Raw genomic sequence first — 21,398 nt, 5'->3', positions numbered from 1 at the left:
GTCTATCTATTTTTCAAATTAAACGAGTATACACGAAGCCACTTCGGAAATTATAGGCATATGTAAATTATATTTTTTTATCAAATCCAAAACTAATTTTAATGCTTCTCTTCCCTCTACTAACTCTTTATATTCCTGTAAAAATTTCTTTTTATCGCTACTAATCCCAAGCTCATAACCGAATTTTGTATTACGTGAGCCTAAAGAGTAACAGGTAAGCACTAAATCACCTACTACCCCAGCTTCTAGTAAAATATCCGTCCTTTTACTACCCAAAGCCTTAGATAAAGTAGCAATTTCTTTTAAGGCGGATACTATAAGCGTTGCTCTTGCATTCTCACCCTGCTTCTTTGCTAAATCAATTCCGCTTTTAATAGCAAAAATATTTTTTAAAGCTCCTGCTACTTGTAAGGTCACAATATCGCTTGTCACATTAGTAGTAAAATTTTTTGAACCTAGATTATAAGCTATCTTATTTGCTATATCTATATCTACACCTGCAATACTTGCTGAAGCCGGTAAATTTTTAGCTAGTTCTTTCGCTAGATTCGGACCCGCAAAAAACACTGTAGTGCTATGCGGTAATAGAGTTTTTAACCTATCTGAAAATAATTCGGTAGGGTTACGAGCAAAGCCTTTTGTTGCGATTAGAAGAGTATTGTCTTGAGAAATGCCGTGAGTTTTTAATAATTTTATTGAGTCATCAAAAGTATAAGACGGCACTGCAATAATAATTAGTTCAAAATCCTTAATTACACTTAAGTTTGTAGTAACCTGTAAATGAGCGGGTAATTTAATATCCCCTAAATATTTTACATTAGTTTTGTTATGTAAAATTTCTTTTGCTATTTCCTCATCTCGTAAAAATAAAGTAACGTTATTACAGTTTTGTGCTGCTAAAGAAGCAAGACTAGTACCATAACTCCCTCCTCCATAAACCGCAATATTTTTAAATTTATTCATGTGCTTATTTCTTTGTCACCCCGCAATACACAAATCGTCATTGCGAGGAGTTGCTTTAGCAACGACGCGGCAATCTCGTCAAATATCCTGAGATTGCTTCGTCAAAATTTTCAATTTTTCTTCGCAATGACGGAAAAAACGATCTACAACTCCTCTACTCCACAGCTTTCTCAAGATTTACTATTATTACAGGTGACTTATTTATTTCCTGTTTCAAGGTTTTACGGATTGTTCCTTTTATTGCTTCGATTACTTGTTCATCCGACAATGCTTTTTTAGCCTGTTTATTTTGAATAGTAACAAGTTCTTTAATATCATTTTTAATGAGGTTAACTAATGCCATATCCTCTTTCGGATCAAGCAGACCAGGCATAGACAGCATTGGGTTTGCAGCAAGCAGCCCTTTTTTATTAATTACTACTGACGCTACCACGATACCCGACTCACGCATACGTCTTCTAGCTTTGAAAATCGGAGATTCGACGGACAGTAAATAATTACCATCTACAGCTAAATAGCCGTTTTCTACCTTTGAAATTACTTTCGCATTATTAGGTTCAAGCAATACTACACTACCGTTTTCAACCTCTACTGCCTGTTTTATGCCGTTTTTCTTAGCAAGCTTAACATGTTCATGAATATGTACCGGCTCGCCGTGAACGGGAATACAAATATTCGGTCTAATGAGAGAGTACATTTTCTGTAGCTCATCAATAGATGGATGACCTGATACATGGACAAAATGATCTCGCTCGGTAATAACTTCTACACCGGCTTTAACAAATATATTAAATAACCTAAATATTTTCTTTTCATTGCCGGGAATAATTTTTGAAGAAAAAATCATTGTATCCTTAGGAGCAAGTCTTATTGACTGATGAGCATTACTAGCCAATTTTGCAGTTGCAGCGAGCGGTTCACCTTGACAACCGGTAGCAATTACTAATAATTCTTCTCTTCTAAATCTACTAACATCACGTTCACTAATTAGAGGAGCAATATCTTTGAAATAGCCGCTTTCTTGAGCAGCAAGCATCATACGATGCAAACTTCTACCTGTTAAAATTACTTTTCTACCTGCAAGCCCTGCTGCATGAATTATCGTATCAAGCCGTGCTAAATTAGAGGCAAAGGTTGAAACTACAACCATTTGAGGGCAGCCGGCTATGATATCTACTAAACTTTTTCTAACATCTCCTTCAGAACCTGAGCTTCCTTTATTAAATACGTTAGTTGAATCACAAACAAGTGCAAGAACCCCTTCATCTCCATAAGACTTTAAAAGCTCCTCATCGGCTTTTTTACCAAGTACCGGGTCATTATCAAATTTCCAATCTCCCGTATGTAAAATATTACCTGCATCCGTACGAATCATAATTGCTTGCATTTCAGGAGCCGAGTGAGTGAGCGGCACCATTTCTAAAGAAAAAGGCTCTAGATTTATTTTACTACCCGGTTTTACTTCGTGAATTTTTATATTTTTAGCAAAATCATATTCATTTAAACGAATTTTTAAAAAATTTGCTGTGAAAGTAGTAGTATAAATAGGACATTTAAGGCTATTCCATAAATATTGGACACCGCCTAAATGATCCTCATGAGCATGAGTTAAAATCAGACCTACTATATCTTTTTTATATTTCTCTATAAAGCTACTATCGGCAATTATCATATCAACACCAGGTAAGTAGTCATCGGCAAAACCGCTACCGCAATCAATCATTAACCATTTACCTTTATAATGGTAAAGATTAAGATTCATACCTATTTCATTAGATCCTCCTAGCGGTACAAATAGCAGATCATTTTTATGATTTTTGATGTTGAATGATGACATAATTTAACTTAATATTTATTTTATTACTTTATTCTTATAACTTATTATTAGTTAAGCGTCTATACATTAAAAAAGAAATTCATATAATGAATATAAATAAAATAACATTAATTTATAACCAAAATTCCAAACATCTAGCTATTATAGAGGAAATAAAAAAACTCTATAATTATTGTAAAATAGAGGAAGCAGAAGCAATTATCGTAATAGGCGGCGATGGAGAATTACTACATAATATTCACCGCTATATGAATCTTAATATCCCTTTTTATGGAGTTAATTTAGGAAGTCTCGGCTTTTTAATGAATCCTTTAGATACCAAGCATTTATTACAAAATATACATGAAAGCACAGTTTCTATTCTAAATCCTCTTCTTATGCAAGCTGAAGATATAAGCGGTCAAATATATACCGCACTTGCTATTAACGAAGTATCGATATTTCGTAAAACTAATCAAGCTGCTAAATTTAGAATAGACGTAAACGGAATAGAGAGAATGAGCGAATTAGTAGCAGACGGAGCTTTAGTTGCAACGCCTGCCGGAAGTAGTGCTTACAATTTATCTGCCGGCGGTCCTATTTTACCGCTTGATTCAAACATGTTATGCCTAACCCCTATCTGCTCTTTTAGACCTCGTAGATGGCACGGTGCTTTACTGCTTTCATCTGCTACAATTAAATTTGAAATACTTAATACAAATAAACGACCGGTAAATGCTACTGCCGACTTTCAGGAGTTTAATAATATCACGAATGTTACCATTAAATCTACTAAGGATAAACCTATCAAACTACTCTTTAATAAAAACCATACGCTGGAAGATAGAATTATTAAAGAGCAATTCGGTGGATAGGCATTGCTAACTAAAGAGAGATAATAATAAAAAGCTCGATGTCATCTCGTAATTTATTCACGGGATGACAGAAGGAAAATCGAGCCATGCAACAACGCCACTCAAGTCACGGTATGACATAAAATGCGTTTTCTGATCCATGCAACAAAATTAATATTAAAAAACAATTTACTAAATAATTAAGAAATATTAATAATTACTTTACTAAAAAGTAAAATAATATATAATGCCTTGTCAAAATAACTAGGTTTTGGTCATGCCTCCATATTGCAGTTATGCCTATTAAAAAGCTATACGTTCAATAAGAGTACCAATAACCTTATCATGAATATCCAATGACTTGGAAAAGCAGATTGTCTTACGTGCAAGCCTCTTGCATCTCGTTCTAAGGTTCAAGTTACTTCGTTCTATCCGTTGAGTGTATTTTTTACTGATAATATGCTTTTTAGGGTCTAATAACCTAGCATAACTCCCCCATCCATCTGTATAGTAAAAAGTCACCTTGAAATTCTCTAGTTTTTTCAGTAATGATTCTAATGTGCTATCACATCTTGTACCAAACGTATAAGCAACTACTTTTAACGAAATCTTATCCAAGGCATACCAAAGCCATCGTTGTCTGGATTTATTCTGTACATAAGACCATTGTTCATCTATCTCAGGAGCAATAATTACTTCTGTTGTACTGATAGAATGATTTATTGTTTTTTAATACTAGATTTTTTTAAAACACGGATAACTGTATTGATACCCACTTTTAATACTCTTACTGTATCTCTAACTCCAGAGCCGTTGATTGACATTTCTACTATTTGCTCCTTAACTCCAGGCTTAGATGCATTATTAATATACTCCAATTGAAAATATCGATTACACCGCTTGCATTGATATCTCTGTTGTTTTGAAATTGAATATCCTGACTTTATTACTTCTTCTGTGTTGTTACAATATCTACACTTAACATCTATTTTTGCCATAACTCCTTAACTATAATTCTCTCTTATTACTGTTTGAGGATTATAGACTATTTACTCTAAACTGCAATACGGAGGCACGACCTGGATTTGATTGCTATGTTTTTCAGGGTTTAGTAAAAATTCTAATTCCTTAAAAGTATTATTTACTTGTGTATCTAGATAGAGAGTTATTTGAGGTACTTTTTCTAAAAACTGCTGTGCTAGTTCGTATTGTTTAGTCTTTAATGCAATTTGAGCTAATGTATACGGTTCATTAACACTCTTACTAATTTTAATTAGCTCATCTCGTAGGTTTTCTTTATTTAAAATTTTCTCAGAAGTAGAATATTTATTATATTTAGCCATATATTGAAAGATGCGTAACATGCCTTTACAATTATCAGGTAAATTATTTGGATTAATTGAATTTAAGTTAGATTGAGAAATTTCGTTAGAATTCAAAATCATTTTTGCTAAAGTTTTTATATCATTAGAAGCATTTTGTATTAAATTCTCTACTTCTGTAAATTTTCCATTGAGCCTATAAATCGTAAACAAATTATAGAAGTTACTATTATTTGGTTTGTCTTTTAACATGAGCAATAATTGCTCTTCAGCTGATGCTAAATTTCTTGTATTAACATATGCTGACCACAGATTAGTCCAACAACAATATAAAGCTTCTTTTTCTTCACCGTCACTTACTAAAGTTGGTAACTGAGGATTAAGTAGTGTAGACTCAAGTATTATTATTACTGCTTCATATTCTTTAGCATTACTTAATATTCCTGAAAAATGAGCTAAGCGCATAAGATTTATAGTTATTGTATTTATTAAATTTTTTATAACTTTAAGTTGCTTTTCAGGTTTTATAAATGTTACAATATGTTCTAAGAATTGAAGATATTGTGGATAATCTATTGTAGTTTTTAGTAATTTTGAAACTACGGGGGCAGTATTAAGTAGATCTTTGGCTATTTTTTCCATAATTTGAATATTTTTTTCTACTACTGCTATAAAGAAAATATTTTGTTGTGCATTATACTTATAAGTAATACGATCTAAAGGATTTTGAAATGATATAGGTTCAAATTTAAACTTAATTTCTGATACATAGCTTTTGTGAATTATAGCCGTTTTATCTTGATTTATGGTATAATCTTCAAATAATTTATGGCTTTTAAGGTCTTCATAATTATAATTTTTTAATAAACATTTTAGTAATAATTTTTTATGTCTATTACTTAGTCTATTACTTGCTATATTTGCTGTTTCTAAAGCTAATTTTAAATCCTTTACGTTCTCTAAGTTTCTAAATAATTTTCTATTTTACACTTTCTAACTTTATCTTCGATATATGTTGTTGTCCCTTGTAACATAATATCACCAACAAGCGGTAACCATAAAATATGGTTATTTTCAGAAAGATTAATAGAAACTTTTTTGATTTCATATAATACCTAGGTCGTGCCTCCGTATTGCAGTTTAGAGTAAATAGTCTATAATCCTCAAACAGTAATAAGAGAGAATTATAGTTAAGGAGTTATGGCAAAAATAGATGTTAAGTGTAGATATTGTAACAACACAGAAGAAGTAATAAAGTCAGGATATTCAATTTCAAAACAACAGAGATATCAATGCAAGCGGTGTAATCGATATTTTTAATTGGAGTATATTAATAATGCATCTAAGCCTGGAGTTAAGGAGCAAATAGTAGAAATGTCAATCAACGGCTCTGGAGTTAGAGATACAGTAAGAGTATTAAAAGTGGGTATCAATACAGTTATCCGTGTTTTAAAAAAATCTAGTATTAAAAAACAATAAATCATTCTATCAGTACAACAGAAGTAATTATTGCTCCTGAGATAGATGAACAATGGTCTTATGTACAGAATAAATCCATACAACGATGGCTTTGGTATGCCTTGGATAAGATTTCGTTAAAAGTAGTTGCTTATACGTTTGGTACAAGATGTGATAGCACATTAGAATCATTACTGAAAAAACTAGAGAATTTCAAGGTGACTTTTTACTATACAGATGGATGGGGGAGTTATGCTAGGTTATTAGACCCTAAAAAGCATATTATCAGTAAAAAATACACTCAACGGATAGAACGAAGTAACTTGAACCTTAGAACGAGATGCAAGAGGCTTGCACGTAAGACAATCTGCTTTTCCAAGTCATTGGATATTCATGATAAGGTTATTGGTACTCTTATTGAACGTATAGCTTTTTAATAGGCGTAACTGCAATATGGAGGCATGACCTACTAATTATTAGTATTAATTAATAATTAGGTCAAGAAATAATTAATTTTTATTAAGTAATTAGATAGATAAAAGCAATAACATTTTACTCAAAAGGTTGGCGTAGGTTAATAGCAGCAGATAAGGTACCTTCATCTAAATAATCAAGTTCACCTCCGATAGGTATACCGCTAGCTAGGCGAGAAATTTTAGCAGGATGTTCTCTTAGATATTCAGTAATAAAATAGGCAGTAGTTTGACCTTCTAAAGTAGAATTAGTAGCAATAATAACTTCTTTAATATTTTCTGCAAAACATCTTTTAAGTAATTCAGGTAACCGAAGTATGCTAGGATTTTGCCTACTAGCTGCCGATAAATTATGACCTAGTACGTGATATAAACCTTTAAAATTACCGCTACGCTCCATTGCCCATAATTCAGCTACGGTTTCAACAACGGCAACAACCGATTTATCTCTATATTCAGAAGAGCAAATACAGCAAATATTTTCCGTATCCATATTACCGCAAATCTCACATTTTACTATTTTCTTATCTATCTCTACAAGGTTATTAATCAGGCTTTTTAACCTAACATCTTTATCTTGCAATAGATAAAGCGCTATACGTCTTGCCGACCTACTGCCAAGCCCAGGCAATTTAGAAAAAAGATAAATTAGCTGGTCTATGTCATTTGTGTTGTTGTTCATATATTAAGATTTGATTACGACGGTTCCGGCTATCTTATCATGCAATGCTTGTTTTTTAGAAGAAAAAAGTATGAAAAAAATACCTATAGGAAAAGTCATATACCCTAAAAATCTTTTAATTAACTGCTTTAAAGTCGGACGATTTAATGTTACGGCATCTACGATTTTCATATGTAAAAACATTTTACTAAGCGTTGCACCTTTATAATACCAAAGCGTTACGAAATATGAGCCTATTACTAATATATTAGTAGCAAAAATTGAAATATTAAACAAAATATATTTATTAAAATTCCCTGCTTTAAGATATTCATAAAATTCCTGACTCATAACAGAGTTAAACATTTCATTGGAATTATGAAGATTAATGTTATTACTAAGGAAATAATCATTAAAGAACAACCATAATAAATTAAAAGAACAAAATTGTGATATTGGGATTGCTATAAAGGCAAATAATGATAAATCAAGTGCCGTAGAAAAAATTCGTGCTATAAAATCAGGATAAATAATTTGCTTTTTCATTGCCGGTTACTTTATTTTGGTGTTAGATGGTAGGGGTTACCGAAATCGTCATTGCGAGGAGATGCGTAGCGTCGACGCGGCAATCTCATAAAGTAATAGCAATTCCTGAGATTGCCACGCTCCCTATGGTCGCTCGCAATGACGATTAGTACCCCTAATCAAAATTCAATATATTACATTTATGAACCAATTTGAAGCATATAGTTTATTATTTGTTGATAGTTTTGTCTCAAATCTTGTTATCGGTTTTCAGAATGAATTAATATTTCATTCTATGAAAATGTTTGGGGGCTATAATAGTGTAATAATGCTGCTGGTGGCTATTTGCACTTCTCTTAGCGGTAATGCAGTCAATTATATTTTTGGAAGAATTGTTTTAAATATCTTTTATGCTTCCAAAAATGAACAAAATATCTTAAGACATAAAAATTTAACAAAATTATATTATAAATATGAGATATTTATAATTTTCTTAATGGCTTTTCCTTTTTGGGGATGCTTTATTTCCTTATTTTCCGGTTTTTTTAAAACAAAATTTCTAAAATTTTTAGGTATTGGTTGTTTGGCAAAAGCATGCTATTATGCTCTAACATTATATATTTTATAATTTATGAAAAAATTAACCAAAACTAATTCTCATAGACAACAAAAATTAGCAAGTATTATAAATGAAGCATTAATCGAAATTCTAAGACGTGGTAAAATGCTGGATAGCAGACTTTTTGATTATCCTCTCACTATTACAAAAGTTATAGTTACTGCTGATCTAAAAATAGCTAATTGTTATTTCTTGCCTTTTAATACTAAACTAACAATAGATGAAATTATGGATGCCTTAAGTAATTCTAAAAATGCTATCAGAAATTTTATTACTAATAAAATAAATATGAACTTCTCGCCTGATATAAGATTTCATTACGATCACGGATTTGATAATGCTATAAAAGTGGAAGAGTTGCTAAAAAATATATAGGTGCTAGGGGATAAACTCAATCATTGAAAACAATAATTATCCGTTATACTAAAAACGCTTAAAAATTAAGCCTTTAGTACAACAGCTCCCTAGCATAAATAAACTAAAGGCTATAAATGTTTTGCAATGATGGAGTTTAAACATCATTTACAAAACAATAATATCATAATAATTGAAGTAATCAAGATATTTTAGTTATCGTTTAATATTTTTTTAAACTTTAAGTATAACTCAAATAAAAATAAATCCTTATTTTTATTAAATAACTTTAAAAGATTATTTTTTTATATTAAGATATAAGAATAATCTTTTAATAAAAATAAATAGAAAATGTCTCCTCAAATAATAGAGTTATTAATTTTTGCCGTTATTGCTTTTTACATTATCAACAAATTAATTACGACTCTCGGTTCTACTTCAGAAGAGGAACAAACAAAGCAAAAATCTTATTTTGGCGAACCGGTTATTAAGGACGTAACTTACAGTACAGTTAAATCTAATAAAGAAGAAAAAAATATTCCAACAGCCCAAGATATTAAAGCTTTTAAAGATATAATAGTGGAACATAATATAACTGCGGTCGTAGATGGAATGGAACAAGTCCATAAACGTCTTTACTCCTTTGATCCGGTTAAATTTATAAATAATGCTAAAACTGCTTTTCAAATGATTATAGAGGCGGCTTATAAAAAAGATGCTCAAGAATTATCTGAGCTGATAGATAAAAGATACTTGGAAGAATTTGAAAAAATAACACCGTCCTATGGTGATTTTTTTGACTCATCAGCTTTAAGTGCCAAATATTCAGAAATTTACATGTTCGGTAATAACATATTTATTAAATTACTATTTCAAGGTAAAAATGTAGTTGACAAAATTGAAGATTTAAAAGAAGAATGGACATTTACACGTAATGCTAATACTAAAGAAGTTGATTGGTTTTTAAGCAATATTGAGAAGGTGTAAATAAAATTCTACGTCATTGCGAGGAATACCCTAACCCGTCATTGCGAGCGGTCGAAGACCGCGCGGCAATCTCATGAAATAACAACAAACTCCTGAGATTGCTTCGTCGAAACTTGCAGTTTCTTTTCGCAATGATGGCTAAATAACCTAACAAACCATTAGTAATGAGTAAAATTTTCTATATTATAGGCACTATATTAATAATAAGTGTCGGTATTTTTATGTTTCAAAAACAAACAGCAACAGATAACAATCAAATAATCCCAAGAAAAGTTTTATTCGGTAACCCTGATAAAGCAAGGGTTTCTCTAACCCACGACGGCAAATATATTCTATATATTGCACCGAAAGACGGTGTATTAAATATCTGGCTAGCCCCCTCAGATGATATTAGTAAAGCAGAAGCCATAACCCATGACAAAGGACGTGGTATTTGGTCTTATGCTAAAGCTTATAATAATAAAAATATTTTATATACTCAAGATTTTAACGGTGATGAAAATGACCGAATCTACAGTTATAATATAGAAACGAAAGAGTCAAAGCTACTTACTCCTGAAAAAGGAGTTAAAGCCGGAATAGCAGGAGCAAGTCATAAGAAACCAAATGAGATATTAATATATTTAAATGAGCGTAATCCTGAATATTTTGATATTTACAAATTAAATCTAGATACTCTAGAAAAAGAATTAATTTATAAAAATGATAGATTTACTGATTACGTAGTCGATGAAAATTTAAATTTAAGATTCGGTAGTTTACTAGATAAAGACGGAGCCGTTGAATATTATGAATTAAGAGACGGCGAACCTAAATTATATACTAAAATCTCAATGGAAGATTCTTTCAATACTTCTATACTCGGTTTTGATGCTAGCGGCGAAATTCTTTATATGCTTGAGGGGCGTAACCGCAATACTTCAGCTCTTAAGGCGATAACACTTGCTACAGGCAGCGAAGAAATATTAGCCGAAGATGCAAAAGCCGATATCGGCTTATTTACAGTTCATCCCACAAAGCAAACTCCGCAAGCAGTATCTATAGATTATGATAGAGTCTCATATAAAATATTAGATAAAGATATTGAAGATGATATTAAATATTTGCAATCTCTCGATCGCGGTGATTTAATTATTAATAGTAGGACGTTAGACGATAAAATTTGGATCGTTGCTTATATGGCTGATAATGCACCGGTGAAATATTATAAATATGATAGGGCAAATAAAAAAGCCGAATTTTTATTTACTAATCGCAAAGAACTTGAGCAATATAATCTTGCTAAGATGATACCGGTAATTATCAAGTCACGTGATGGGCTTGATTTAGTTAGCTATATCACTTTTCCAAATGACATAAAGCTTGATGAAAATAATATTCCTGATAAAAAAGTACCGCTAATAATTAATGTTCATGGCGGACCGTGGGTTCGTGATAGCTGGGGATACAATCCTGAGCATCAATGGCTTGCAAATCGTGGTTACGCAGTTTTAAGTATAAATTACCGTGGTTCTACCGGTTTTGGGAAAGATTTCTTAAACACCGGTAATTTAGAATATGCCGGTAAAATGCACACCGATTTAATTGACGGTGTTAACTGGGCTATTAAAAATAATATAGTTGATCCTGATAAAGTTTGTATTATGGGCGGAAGTTATGGTGGTTATGCTACACTTGTCGGTCTTACCATGACTCCTGACATATTTGCTTGCGGTGTTGACGTTGTCGGTATGTCTAATTTATTAACTCATGTGCAATCTAAAGCTCCTTATATGACACCATTGTTAAGTATATATAAAACACGTATAGGACCTTGGGATACTGAAGAAGAAAAAGAGTTTTTAAGACAAAAATCACCGATTAATTTTGTTGATAATATCAAAAAGCCTTTATTTATAGCACAAGGTGCTCACGATGTGAGGGTCGTACAGACAGAATCAGAACAGATTGTAAATAGCATGAAAGCAAAGCGTATACCGGTAGTTTATGCACTTTACAAAGATGAAGGACACGGCTTTGCAAAGCCCGGTAACAGAATCTCATATTATGCTCTTGCCGAGCAGTTTTTAGCTAAGATTTTAAAAGGAAGAGCGGAGTATATAGGAGACGATTTAAAGAATGCTAATCTCATTCTGAATGATAAAGAAAAAATTAGCGGTACAGAGGCGGAAAAGATTATAGATACAGCAGTTGGGAATTAGAACCTTCACATCATTGCGAAGAATAACCCGTCATTACGAGCAGGCATTGTTGCGTGGATACCAAAGCCGTCAGCCGTCATTGCGAGGAAAAACTGCAAGTTTTGACGAAGCAATCTCAGGAATTATACTACACTACTTTATGAGATTGCCACGTCGCTACGCTCCTCGCAATGACGTTATCATAGCAATGAGGAGTACCACTATGCTACTGACAAATACTGAAAATTCTTATGGCTTAATTGCAAAACTTTTTCACTGGATAATGAGTATTATAGTTATAGTAATGCTCGTTGTCGGTTTCTTAATGGATAATTATATAGAACCGCCTCTAAAATGGCAATTATACGGGATACATGAAGCAACCGGTATAGTTGTTTTATCTTTAGTAATAATAAGGCTTTTATGGAAGTTCTATAATACTAATGTTTTATTACCAGCTGATTTACCGAATTGGCAGAAAAAAGCCGCTAATATTAATATAAATTTGCTATATCTTTTAATGTTATTAATGCCGATAAGCGGCTTTTTTATGACTATCCTATCAAATCATCATATTGATTTTTACGGTTTGTTTACTATAAATTCTTTTGCTCAAGATTTACAATTTGCCAAAATCTTTAAGAAAATCCATAAAAAAGCTGCTTTGTTATTTACTGCCTTAATTATTTTGCATATACTAGCTGCATTATATCATCACTTTATTAGGAAAGATAACGTACTTAAGAGGATGTGGAATGAGTAGCATATGTCATTCCTGCGGAAACAGGAATCCAGCTCTTTCCCGTGTTATACCGTGGCTTGACCACGGTATCCATAAAAAAGTAAAAACTAGATTCCGCTACAAGCTCGCGGGATGACGTTGAGTACTACTGGATTCCTGCTTCCGCAGGAATGACAAGCGACAAAAAACTCTCTACTTTACAGTTTAAAGATTAATTATTATACTGTGCTTTAATTATTTAAATAAATTATTTAAAATGAATATTCATGAATATCAAGCAAAAGAGATTTTAAGAAAATACGGCGTACCTACTTCCACCGGACTCGTTGTCACGAAAACCGAAAAGATTAATGAAACAATGGATAAGTTAAATACGGAAGTATATGTGGTTAAAGCACAAATACACGCCGGAGGCAGAGGTAAAGCCGGCGGCGTTAAGGTTGTTAAGAGTAAAGAAGAAGCTAAGAAAGTGGCTCATGACATGTTTGGTATTAATTTAGTAACACATCAAACAGGACCTCAAGGACAAAAAGTAAACCGTCTTTATATTGAATCAGGTTGTGATATTTTAAAAGAATATTATTTCAGTATCGTATTTGATAGATCAGCTAGCTGTATTACTTTCATAGCTTCTACCGAAGGAGGAGTTGATATTGAAGAAGTAGCAGAAAAAACTCCGGAAAAAATTGTTAAATTTTCCGTTGATCCTGCAACCGGTTTACAAGATTTTCATATGCGAGGCATAGCTTATGAGTTAGGCTTTAAGGATAACCAAGCAAAACAGATGAAAGAAATAGTAAAATCAGTTTATAATGCTTTTGTTGAAACTGATGCAGCACAAATTGAAATCAACCCGTTAATTGTACAAACGGACGGAAATTTACTCGCTTTAGACGCAAAAATCACTTTTGATGATAACGGCTTATTCAAACATCCGAATATTACGGCAATGCGTGATCACGATGAGGAAGATCCTTTAGAAACTAGAGCGGCAAATGCAGGACTTAGCTATGTAAAAATGGACGGTAATATCGGCTGTATGGTTAACGGAGCCGGTCTTGCTATGGCTACTATGGATATTATTAAACTTTACGGTGCGTCACCTGCAAATTTCTTAGATGTTGGCGGTGGGGCTGATCGTGAGCGTGTAAAAGAAGCTTTAAAAATAATTTTATCCGATAAAGAAGTACAAGGGATTCTAGTTAATATTTTCGGCGGTATTATGCGTTGTGATATTATAGCGGAAGGGATTATTGCAGCAGCAAAAGACATAGGTATAAAAGTACCGTTAGTGGTTCGTTTAGCCGGTACAAACGTTGAAAAAGGGAAAGAAATTTTATCAAATTCCGGTTTAGAAATAATACCAGCACATGATTTAGCAGATGCTGCAAGCAAGATAGTTGAAGCGATACGGTAAAGTTGTAGGTGTCATTCCTGCGAAAGCAGGAATCCAGGGTAAAACGAGATAAATCGAGTTTTTAATTTTAAAAACCTATTGTGTATAACCTTTAAATTACTGGATTCCCACCTACGCGGGAATGACATAATAACAATCCATGCAACAACGCTTTCAGTTGCTCGCAATGACGATGACGACACAAAAAAATAAAAACAATAAAAATTATTTAACATGGCAATATTAATAAATAAAAAAACAAAAGTTATCTGTCAGGGCTTTACTGGTTCACAAGGAACTTTTCACTCTGAACAAGCGATAGCTTACGGCACTAACATGGTTGGCGGCGTTACACCCGGCAAAGGCGGTCATACTCACCTTGATTTACCTGTATATAATACCGTACATGAAGCAAAAGCAAAAACCGGTGCAAATGCAAGCGTTATATATGTTCCGCCCGGCTTTGCTGCTGATTCGATATTAGAAGCAATCGATGCCGAAATCGAAGTAGTAGTATGTATAACGGAAGGAATTCCGGTACTTGATATGGTGAAAGTAAAACGTGCTTTAATCGGTTCTAAAACTAGATTAATCGGTCCTAACTGTCCTGGAGTTATCACACCTGGTGAATGTAAAATCGGTATTATGCCTGGACATATTCATAAAAGAGGAACGATGGGTATTGTTTCAAGATCAGGTACTCTAACTTATGAAGCAGTAGCACAGACAACAGCCGTAGGGCTTGGCCAATCTACATGTGTCGGTATAGGCGGCGATCCTGTTAACGGCACTAATTTTGTTGATTGTATTGATATGTTTTTGAAAGATGATGAAACAAAAGCAATTATTATGATTGGTGAAATCGGCGGTAATGCAGAAGAAGATGCAGCCGAGTTTATCAAGCAATCGAAAATCAAGAAGCCTATTGTTAGCTTTATTGCAGGTATTACAGCACCTCCAGGTAAAAGAATGGGGCATGCCGGTGCTATTATTGCCGGAGGAAAAGGAAGTGCCGAAGATAAGCTTGAAGCTCTACAAAGTGCCGGCGTAACTATCACTAGATCCCCTGCCGATATCGGTAAAACTATGTTAGATTTGTTAAATAAAAGTTAGAAATACGATATTATTCAATTTAACGTTATTACACACAACTATAAGCATTGTTGTTAGGTTGCTGATTTCATTCCTGCAAAAACAGAAATCTAAGATAATTTAACTTATGAGGCACCCCCCAAAAACAATCGACAAAAGAAGTAGAATTTTCTAGAAACAAAGGAGGAGATTCTATAAATGACAATATCAAAGCACAGTGATAGCCAAATCATGTCTATCTTAAAGCAAGCGAGCGGTGGGATGCCTGTAGCGTCTATACTGAGAGAGCACAAAATACCATCAGCGACATTTTATAAATGGAGATCAAAGTATGGTGGTATAGCTTTACCGATGATTACTAAATTAAAGGAGTTAGAATCGGAAAATGCACGGCTTAAAAAGATGTATGCTGAGGAAAGGCTAAGAGCTGATATATTAAAGGAAGTACTTGAAAAAAAAGTTAGGAAGCCATCTCAAAGGCGGGAGATGGCTAAAATAATATCTGGAGAAAAAGATATTTCTATAAGGAGTGCATGCAAGATCTTTGGTGTCAGCGAAACATGCTATAGATATAAAAGGAAGCTATCATCTGAGGATGATATTATAGCAGGCCAGCTAATGCGTTTAGTAGGTGATCAAAAGAACTGAGGCCTTGGCCTCTGCTTTTTATATTTACGTAATATCAAAGGTTTTGGTTGGAATCATAAACGTGTATACAGGATATATAAGGAGCTAGCCCTTAATATGAGAATAAAGCCTAAGAAGAGATTACTTAGAGCAAAGCCTAAAAAGCTTATAGTGTCTAAAACAATAAATGATTGCTGGTCCATGGATTTTATGCACGATAGTTTAGAGAATGGTAGGAAATATCGTTTATTTAATGTGATTGATGACTTTAATAGAGAGAGCCTTGGTACTGAGACTGATTTTTTATTGTCAGCAGGAAGAGTTATCAGGTCACTAGATCAAATTATAGAATGGCGAGGTAAGCCAAAATCTATACGTTGTGATAATGGACCTGAATATATCAGTAAATTATTGAGCAAGTGGGCAAAAGAAAAGAATATCAAGTTATTATTCATTCAGCCAGGCATGCCTCAGCAAAATGCATATATTGAAAGATATAATAGAACTGTAAGATATGATTGGTTAAATCAGTATTTATTTGTTAATATACAAGAAGCACAGGATCTTGCAACTCAATGGCTTTGGTCTTATAATAACGAAAGACTTAATATGGCTATTGGCGGTATAACACCAATACAAAAATTAGCTCTCGCAACTTAACTCTCTACTCTCTATTGCGATTAAAAATGGGAGGATTACCATAGTTGTAATTTTTCATTAATTAATTTTTCTATAGCAGGAGTGATATTATTAATCTTTCGTAAATCTTCCTATGTAAATTTTTCTTGATTAATAAGGTTTATAGAGTAAATTACCTCAATATCAAAATAATTAAGCAGCGCTTCCACTTTAGCAATATCATTGCACGTTTCGCAACACTTTGCCATACTACTAAATTCTCTTTTTTTATTCCTCAAGATCACCATCTTCCGGTTCTTTTAATATCTTTAAAGTTCCTCAAAATTATATGCTAAAAATGATATATCTTCTCCCTCATTATAGCCAATAATCCAATAAACTACTGGCGGATTATCAGTATTCGGATCAGCTCGATAATCAAAGCATATCTTATTGCCTCCTCCATCTATACCAAATGCTACTAAATTTTTAGGAAAAAATTCAGCAGGATTATTATAAATATCTATTATATTATTATGAGTTATAAAATATTCTTTTTTATCAAAACCAAATCCATCAGGATCATAATTTCTATTAAGCATTTTAGAATCTTTTGTACAAATCACGTATATTTGTCCTATACCGCTTCCGCCTCAATAATTCTTGAAAATATTCATCATAATAATCAAAAACGTAATCTACTCTTCCTCCGTCGCTTATTTTAAGTAAATCGATAAATATTTTTGGTAATTTAAATGGAAAATCTTTTAATAAAATTAAATTTTTTCTTCTAATGGAGAATTTTTGACATACCATTTAATATCTTTAATATTTTTTATTTGTACCATAAATCTATTCCTCCTATGTGACCTGTTTGTTTATGAATATCACGAGGAATTAAAATTATTTAAACTAATTTTGTTATTTTGATATTCGGCAGTAATTTGTTTAACCAATAATAATTGCCTTAATTCATAGCAGTTTATTATTTACTATTAAGATAATAAAGTTATTAGTATTTTAAACTGTTTTTCTGGATACCGTGGACAAGCCACGGTATGACACCGAGCGGGTTTTCCGAGCCATGCAATAACACCAAACCCCTCCAAGTTTCTTAAGAATTTTTACTATCCCTAATTTCTTTAACTATATTTAGTAACTGTAGGAAATCTATTAACCCGGGTATTAATTTTGAATCAATTATATACGCAGGTACTCCTTGGATTCTAAGGCTTCTAGCTATTTTCATATTTTGAGTAATTAAATCTTTAATCTCATTGCTATCGGCCATTTCTTCAATTTCCGTAGCATTTAAGCCATTCTCGGTTAATAATTCTTTTATAGATTCCTTAGAAACATCTCTTATTTTTATTAGTTCATCATGAACAGCTTTAAATTTACTTGGATTAACCTTATAAACGGCTAAAACTATTCTTGCCAGATATTCGGAAGCATCTCCAAGGAAAGGTAGCGGTCGTAATATAACTTTAACTTTTGGATCGTTTTGCAATAATTCATTTATAGAAACATCGCCTTTTTTACAATAAGAACAATTGTAATCATAAAAAGCAATTATTGTTATATCACCGTCTTTATTTCCTATAATAGGAAAGCTTGTGCTATCTTCAATACCTAACTTATTATCTTTTAGATAGTTATTAACTTTAGTCTCATTTTCCTGTACTTTACGTTTTTGCAAACCTTCTATTGATTCTATTATTATTTCCGGAGTTTTAAGCAAATAATCTTTGATTATTTCTTGGACTCTCTCCTCTTCACATTTCCTTGCATCCTCGCTTTGTTTAACCACAACGGAAACCGGATTTGTAGAATAAGTTTTCATTGTTTTGAAAACAAATAAAACTCCTATCACAACTACAAATATAACCAATATTTTACCTATAATATGCTGCATAAATTCCTATATTTAATTTTTATATTGTTTTTACTTTTTTTGAAAATGTTATGTCTTGCTAAGGTCAAAGTAGTTCTATATGTCATTCCCGCAAAAGCGGGAATCCAGAAAATAATCTTAATATTGATACAAAAATTCGTTAAACTAAACATATAAAAACTTATTTTTTATATGTTTTACTAGATTCCCGCTTTTGCGGGAATGACATAAAACGAGCCATGTAACGTCGGCTTGACACCCAGTGTAGCAAAACCCATTACTTTTGTCTTATTAATCTGCTTTGATCTCTTTTCCAATCTTTTTCTTTAATTGATTCTCTTTTATCATGTAATTTCTTACCTTTAGCAATACCAAGTTCAACTTTTACTTTATTTTTTTTATTAAAATACATAGAAAGAGCTACTAGCGTATAGCCTTTTATTCTAATTCTACCGATAATTTTCTTTATCTCTTTAGTATGCAACAATAATTTACGAGGTCTACGAGTAGAATGATTAAATCTATTCGCTTTCTCATATTCCGCAATATGGCAGTTATACAAAAATACCTCATGTCCGGTATCTGCCGCATGGCTTTCCTCTATAGAAGCTTTGCCTTGACGCAGAGACTGTACTTCACTACCCTTTAATACAATACCTGCTTCTAATCTTTCTTCAATCAAATAATTAAAAAGGACCTTCTTATTTTGTGCAATAACTTTCTTATATTCGGTCATATTTTTATAGATAGTGATGTTATAATGTATTCAATTTGTTTTTTAGCACTATAGCTTGCTTCAGTTAATGGGAGTCTAATTTCATTTTCACATAAACCTAAATAATATGCAGCATATTTTATCGGAATCGGATTAGACTCTACAAATAATGCTTTATATAAAGGCAGTAATTTCTGATGGATTTCTAATGCTCCTTTAGTATCATTCTTATTCCACTTCTCTAGTAGCTCTTTACATATATTAGGAGCAATATTAGAGGCTACGGAAGTCCACCCTACCCCACCTTGTGCGTTAAAAGCTAAGACTACTTCATCGTTACCGGTTAAAATGTTGAAATCCTTTTTAACTATTGCTCTAATCCGCAATGGGCGTTCTAAATCTACGCCGCAGTCTTTTAATGCTAAGATACGCGGTAGCTTGCTAAGTTTTAATATCGTCTCATCAGAAAAATCTACTCCGCTTCTAGTTGGAGCTGAATATAACATAATAGGTAGATTACACGCTTCATGTAATGCTTCAAAATGCTTATAAATGCCGTGTTGGGTAGGTTTTACATAAGATGGCGGGCTAGCCATAAAACCATCAACCTTGATTTTTGTAGATTCCGCTGCAAGCTCTCTTGCATAAGCAGTATTATTTGATGAACATCCGCTTATTATAGGAATACGCTTATTAACGATTTCTACGCTAGTTTGCAGTAATAATTTATATTCTTCAAAGCTGAGATTACTACCTTCTCCGGTTGAGCCTGCAATTAATACTGCATCGACTTCATGCTTTATTTGATGTTTTAAAATTCTCTCTAAAGCATATAAGTCTAACTTATTATCTTTAAAAGGTGTTATAGCTGCGGTAATTAAACCTTTAAATATGTTATTCATTGTTTTTTATTTTTTTATTAATTTGTCATTGCGAGGAGAAACGTAGTTTCGACGTGGCAATCTTGTCAAACATCCTGAGATTGCTTCGTCAAATTACTTCATAATTTTCCTCGCAATGACGGCTCGCGTGTCCCACATAGCTCTTCCTACTCCCTAACAATACGCCCATACTCTTTTTTCAAATGCTCTGCAATTTGATGATCATCGAAAGTAATCTTTGTATTGCCTAAATCTATAGAATCAATATTTTGTACCTCAATTGCCGTGCCTGTAACAAAACATCCGGTAAAATTCTCTATTTGCTCTAATTTCAAACGCTCTTCTTTTACTTCTAGACCTAAATCTTTTGCAATTTCAATAATAGTCTGTCTTGTTATACCGTTTAAAAATCTATCGGCAATTGGAGTATATAATGTTTTATCTTTAACAAAGAAAATATTTGTTGTAGTGCATTCAGCAATATATCCTTCATAATCAAGTAATAAGGCATCATCATAGCCAAGAGCTTTAGCTTCTTTTTTACTCGTTATTGCCATATTATATTGAGCGGCAGATTTAGATTGTACCGGAGTGCTATCAGGTATTGCTTTACGCCAGCGGCTTACATGCAAATTTATACCTTTCTCAAAAGACCTGGGCATTGATGGAATACCGGCAATCAAAAGATTAGTAGACAAATCAGGGTTAGTAATATTTAGCGACTCGTCTCCGCACCAAATAAGCGGTCTTATATACGCATCCATAATATTATTCTGTTTTATTACAAGTTCATGAGCTTTTATTATCTCGTCTACACTATAAGGTACTTTCAAACCTAATGCTTCTGCTGATTTTATTAATCTTTCCGTATGTTCTTTTAACTTAAAAACTTTGCCGTTATAAGCTCTCTCACCCTCAAACACCGATCCTGAATAATGCAGGCTATGAGTTAAAACATGAATCCTTGCGAATTGATAAGGAACTAAAGCACTATTAATCCAAACATGCCAAAAAATTTGCTCTAGTTTTATCATTGTCATTAACCTATATTTATATTAAAGTATTGTCATTGCGAGAGGTTGGCTACCCGTCATTGCGAGAAGAATTACGTAGTAATTCGACGAAGCAATCCAGTAAAAATGCTGATTTACAGAATTTTTTTAATCTTTTTCTGGATTGCCACGTTGCTTCGCTCCTCGCAAGGCGTTGTTGCGTGGAGAT

19 protein-coding genes and 2 pseudogenes are annotated in these 21,398 nt (G+C 32.8%); 10 read left to right on the top strand and 11 right to left on the bottom strand.

What is annotated here, in order from left to right:
• Nucleotides 1–18: 18 nt before the first annotated feature.
• Both AC0ODJ_RS05280 and AC0ODJ_RS05275 read right to left on the bottom strand, forming a co-directional pair.
• The gene (locus tag AC0ODJ_RS05280; RefSeq protein WP_218460778.1) at nucleotides 19–963 is read right to left on the bottom strand and encodes an NAD(P)H-dependent glycerol-3-phosphate dehydrogenase; all 945 of its coding nucleotides are present in this window, start codon (nucleotides 961–963) and stop codon (nucleotides 19–21) included.
• A gap of 154 nt (nucleotides 964–1,117) precedes the next feature.
• Nucleotides 1,118–2,800 (bottom strand): ribonuclease J, encoded by a 1,683-nt coding sequence (locus tag AC0ODJ_RS05275; RefSeq protein WP_218460777.1) that lies wholly within the window; start codon nucleotides 2,798–2,800, stop codon nucleotides 1,118–1,120.
• 86 nt (nucleotides 2,801–2,886) lie between these two features.
• Here AC0ODJ_RS05275 and AC0ODJ_RS05270 point away from each other — a divergent pair, with 86 nt between their 5' ends.
• Nucleotides 2,887–3,654: an NAD kinase gene (locus tag AC0ODJ_RS05270; RefSeq protein ID WP_474465232.1), complete on the top strand. Its 768-nt coding sequence runs from the start codon at nucleotides 2,887–2,889 to the stop codon at nucleotides 3,652–3,654.
• 282 nt (nucleotides 3,655–3,936) lie between these two features.
• On the opposite strand, the gene AC0ODJ_RS05265 is transcribed toward AC0ODJ_RS05270, so the two are convergent.
• Both AC0ODJ_RS05265 and AC0ODJ_RS05260 read right to left on the bottom strand, forming a co-directional pair.
• Nucleotides 3,937–4,631 (bottom strand): IS1 family transposase gene (locus AC0ODJ_RS05265; RefSeq protein WP_240466735.1). Its coding sequence is split into 2 segments (ribosomal slippage): nucleotides 3,937–4,358 and nucleotides 4,358–4,631, totalling 696 coding nucleotides; the frame shifts between segments, so codons are not numbered across the junction.
• Nucleotides 4,632–4,682: 51 nt separating this feature from the next.
• The gene (locus AC0ODJ_RS05260) at nucleotides 4,683–5,597 is read right to left on the bottom strand and encodes a hypothetical protein (protein ID WP_474465230.1); all 915 of its coding nucleotides are present in this window, start codon (nucleotides 5,595–5,597) and stop codon (nucleotides 4,683–4,685) included.
• A gap of 558 nt (nucleotides 5,598–6,155) precedes the next feature.
• Between AC0ODJ_RS05260 and AC0ODJ_RS05255 the strand changes: the two are divergent.
• Nucleotides 6,156–6,850, top strand: a pseudogene (locus AC0ODJ_RS05255) (IS1 family transposase).
• Nucleotides 6,851–6,965: 115 nt separating this feature from the next.
• Here AC0ODJ_RS05255 and recR read toward each other — a convergent pair.
• Both recR and AC0ODJ_RS05245 read right to left on the bottom strand, forming a co-directional pair.
• Nucleotides 6,966–7,568, bottom strand: coding sequence for a recombination mediator RecR (gene recR, locus AC0ODJ_RS05250; RefSeq protein ID WP_218460046.1), 603 nt, complete (start codon nucleotides 7,566–7,568; stop codon nucleotides 6,966–6,968).
• Nucleotides 7,569–7,571: 3 nt separating this feature from the next.
• Complete coding sequence (locus AC0ODJ_RS05245; protein WP_218460045.1) at nucleotides 7,572–8,093, bottom strand: RDD family protein; 522 nt, start codon at nucleotides 8,091–8,093, stop codon at nucleotides 7,572–7,574.
• Nucleotides 8,094–8,274: 181 nt separating this feature from the next.
• Here AC0ODJ_RS05245 and AC0ODJ_RS05240 point away from each other — a divergent pair, with 181 nt between their 5' ends.
• The 8 genes and pseudogenes from AC0ODJ_RS05240 to AC0ODJ_RS05205 all read left to right on the top strand — a co-directional run bounded on the left by AC0ODJ_RS05240 (nucleotide 8,275) and on the right by AC0ODJ_RS05205 (nucleotide 16,729).
• Nucleotides 8,275–8,700 carry a YqaA family protein gene (locus AC0ODJ_RS05240; RefSeq protein ID WP_218460042.1) on the top strand — a complete coding sequence of 142 codons (426 nt, stop codon included), beginning with the start codon at nucleotides 8,275–8,277 and terminating at the stop codon, nucleotides 8,698–8,700.
• Between the two features lie 3 nt (nucleotides 8,701–8,703).
• Nucleotides 8,704–9,066, top strand: a complete 363-nt coding sequence (rbfA, locus tag AC0ODJ_RS05235) for a 30S ribosome-binding factor RbfA (RefSeq protein WP_218460041.1) — start codon at nucleotides 8,704–8,706, stop codon at nucleotides 9,064–9,066.
• A gap of 330 nt (nucleotides 9,067–9,396) precedes the next feature.
• Complete coding sequence (locus tag AC0ODJ_RS05230; RefSeq protein ID WP_218460040.1) at nucleotides 9,397–10,032, top strand: Tim44 domain-containing protein; 636 nt, start codon at nucleotides 9,397–9,399, stop codon at nucleotides 10,030–10,032.
• A gap of 164 nt (nucleotides 10,033–10,196) precedes the next feature.
• On the top strand, nucleotides 10,197–12,233 hold the full coding sequence (locus tag AC0ODJ_RS05225; RefSeq protein WP_474465220.1) for a S9 family peptidase: 2,037 nt from the start codon (nucleotides 10,197–10,199) through the stop codon (nucleotides 12,231–12,233).
• 46 nt (nucleotides 12,234–12,279) lie between these two features.
• Nucleotides 12,280–12,975, top strand: a complete 696-nt coding sequence (locus AC0ODJ_RS05220; protein WP_256621180.1) for a cytochrome b — start codon at nucleotides 12,280–12,282, stop codon at nucleotides 12,973–12,975.
• Nucleotides 12,976–13,210: 235 nt separating this feature from the next.
• Entirely contained in the window at nucleotides 13,211–14,371 is a 1,161-nt protein-coding gene (gene sucC / locus AC0ODJ_RS05215) for an ADP-forming succinate--CoA ligase subunit beta (RefSeq protein WP_218460038.1), read from the top strand.
• A gap of 213 nt (nucleotides 14,372–14,584) precedes the next feature.
• Nucleotides 14,585–15,463 (top strand): succinate--CoA ligase subunit alpha, encoded by an 879-nt coding sequence (gene sucD, locus AC0ODJ_RS05210; protein WP_218460037.1) that lies wholly within the window; start codon nucleotides 14,585–14,587, stop codon nucleotides 15,461–15,463.
• Between the two features lie 177 nt (nucleotides 15,464–15,640).
• Nucleotides 15,641–16,729, top strand: a pseudogene (locus AC0ODJ_RS05205) (IS3 family transposase).
• A 287-nt stretch (nucleotides 16,730–17,016) separates the two neighbouring features.
• On the opposite strand, the gene AC0ODJ_RS05200 reads toward AC0ODJ_RS05205, so the two are convergent.
• The 5 genes from AC0ODJ_RS05200 to AC0ODJ_RS05180 all read right to left on the bottom strand — a co-directional run bounded on the left by AC0ODJ_RS05200 (nucleotide 17,017) and on the right by AC0ODJ_RS05180 (nucleotide 21,217).
• Nucleotides 17,017–17,289 (bottom strand): SMI1/KNR4 family protein, encoded by a 273-nt coding sequence (locus tag AC0ODJ_RS05200; RefSeq protein WP_218459882.1) that lies wholly within the window; start codon nucleotides 17,287–17,289, stop codon nucleotides 17,017–17,019.
• Between the two features lie 512 nt (nucleotides 17,290–17,801).
• Nucleotides 17,802–18,602 carry a DsbA family protein gene (locus tag AC0ODJ_RS05195; protein WP_218459880.1) on the bottom strand — a complete coding sequence of 267 codons (801 nt, stop codon included), beginning with the start codon at nucleotides 18,600–18,602 and terminating at the stop codon, nucleotides 17,802–17,804.
• Nucleotides 18,603–18,858: 256 nt separating this feature from the next.
• Nucleotides 18,859–19,317 (bottom strand): SsrA-binding protein SmpB, encoded by a 459-nt coding sequence (gene smpB, locus AC0ODJ_RS05190; protein ID WP_218459878.1) that lies wholly within the window; start codon nucleotides 19,315–19,317, stop codon nucleotides 18,859–18,861.
• Nucleotides 19,314–20,198: a 4-hydroxy-tetrahydrodipicolinate synthase gene (gene dapA, locus AC0ODJ_RS05185; protein ID WP_218459874.1), complete on the bottom strand. Its 885-nt coding sequence runs from the start codon at nucleotides 20,196–20,198 to the stop codon at nucleotides 19,314–19,316. The genes smpB and dapA overlap by 4 nt, the downstream gene beginning before the upstream one ends.
• A 146-nt stretch (nucleotides 20,199–20,344) precedes the next feature.
• A complete protein-coding gene (locus AC0ODJ_RS05180) occupies nucleotides 20,345–21,217 on the bottom strand; it encodes a branched-chain amino acid transaminase (protein ID WP_218459870.1) in 873 nt (290 codons plus the stop codon).
• Between the last annotated feature and the right edge of the window lie 181 nt (nucleotides 21,218–21,398).

It is taken from the genome of Rickettsia senegalensis, from assembly GCF_056135685.1.
The sequence above is the reverse complement of the archived record's forward strand: the minus strand, read 5'-3'. Positions and strand labels throughout refer to the sequence as shown.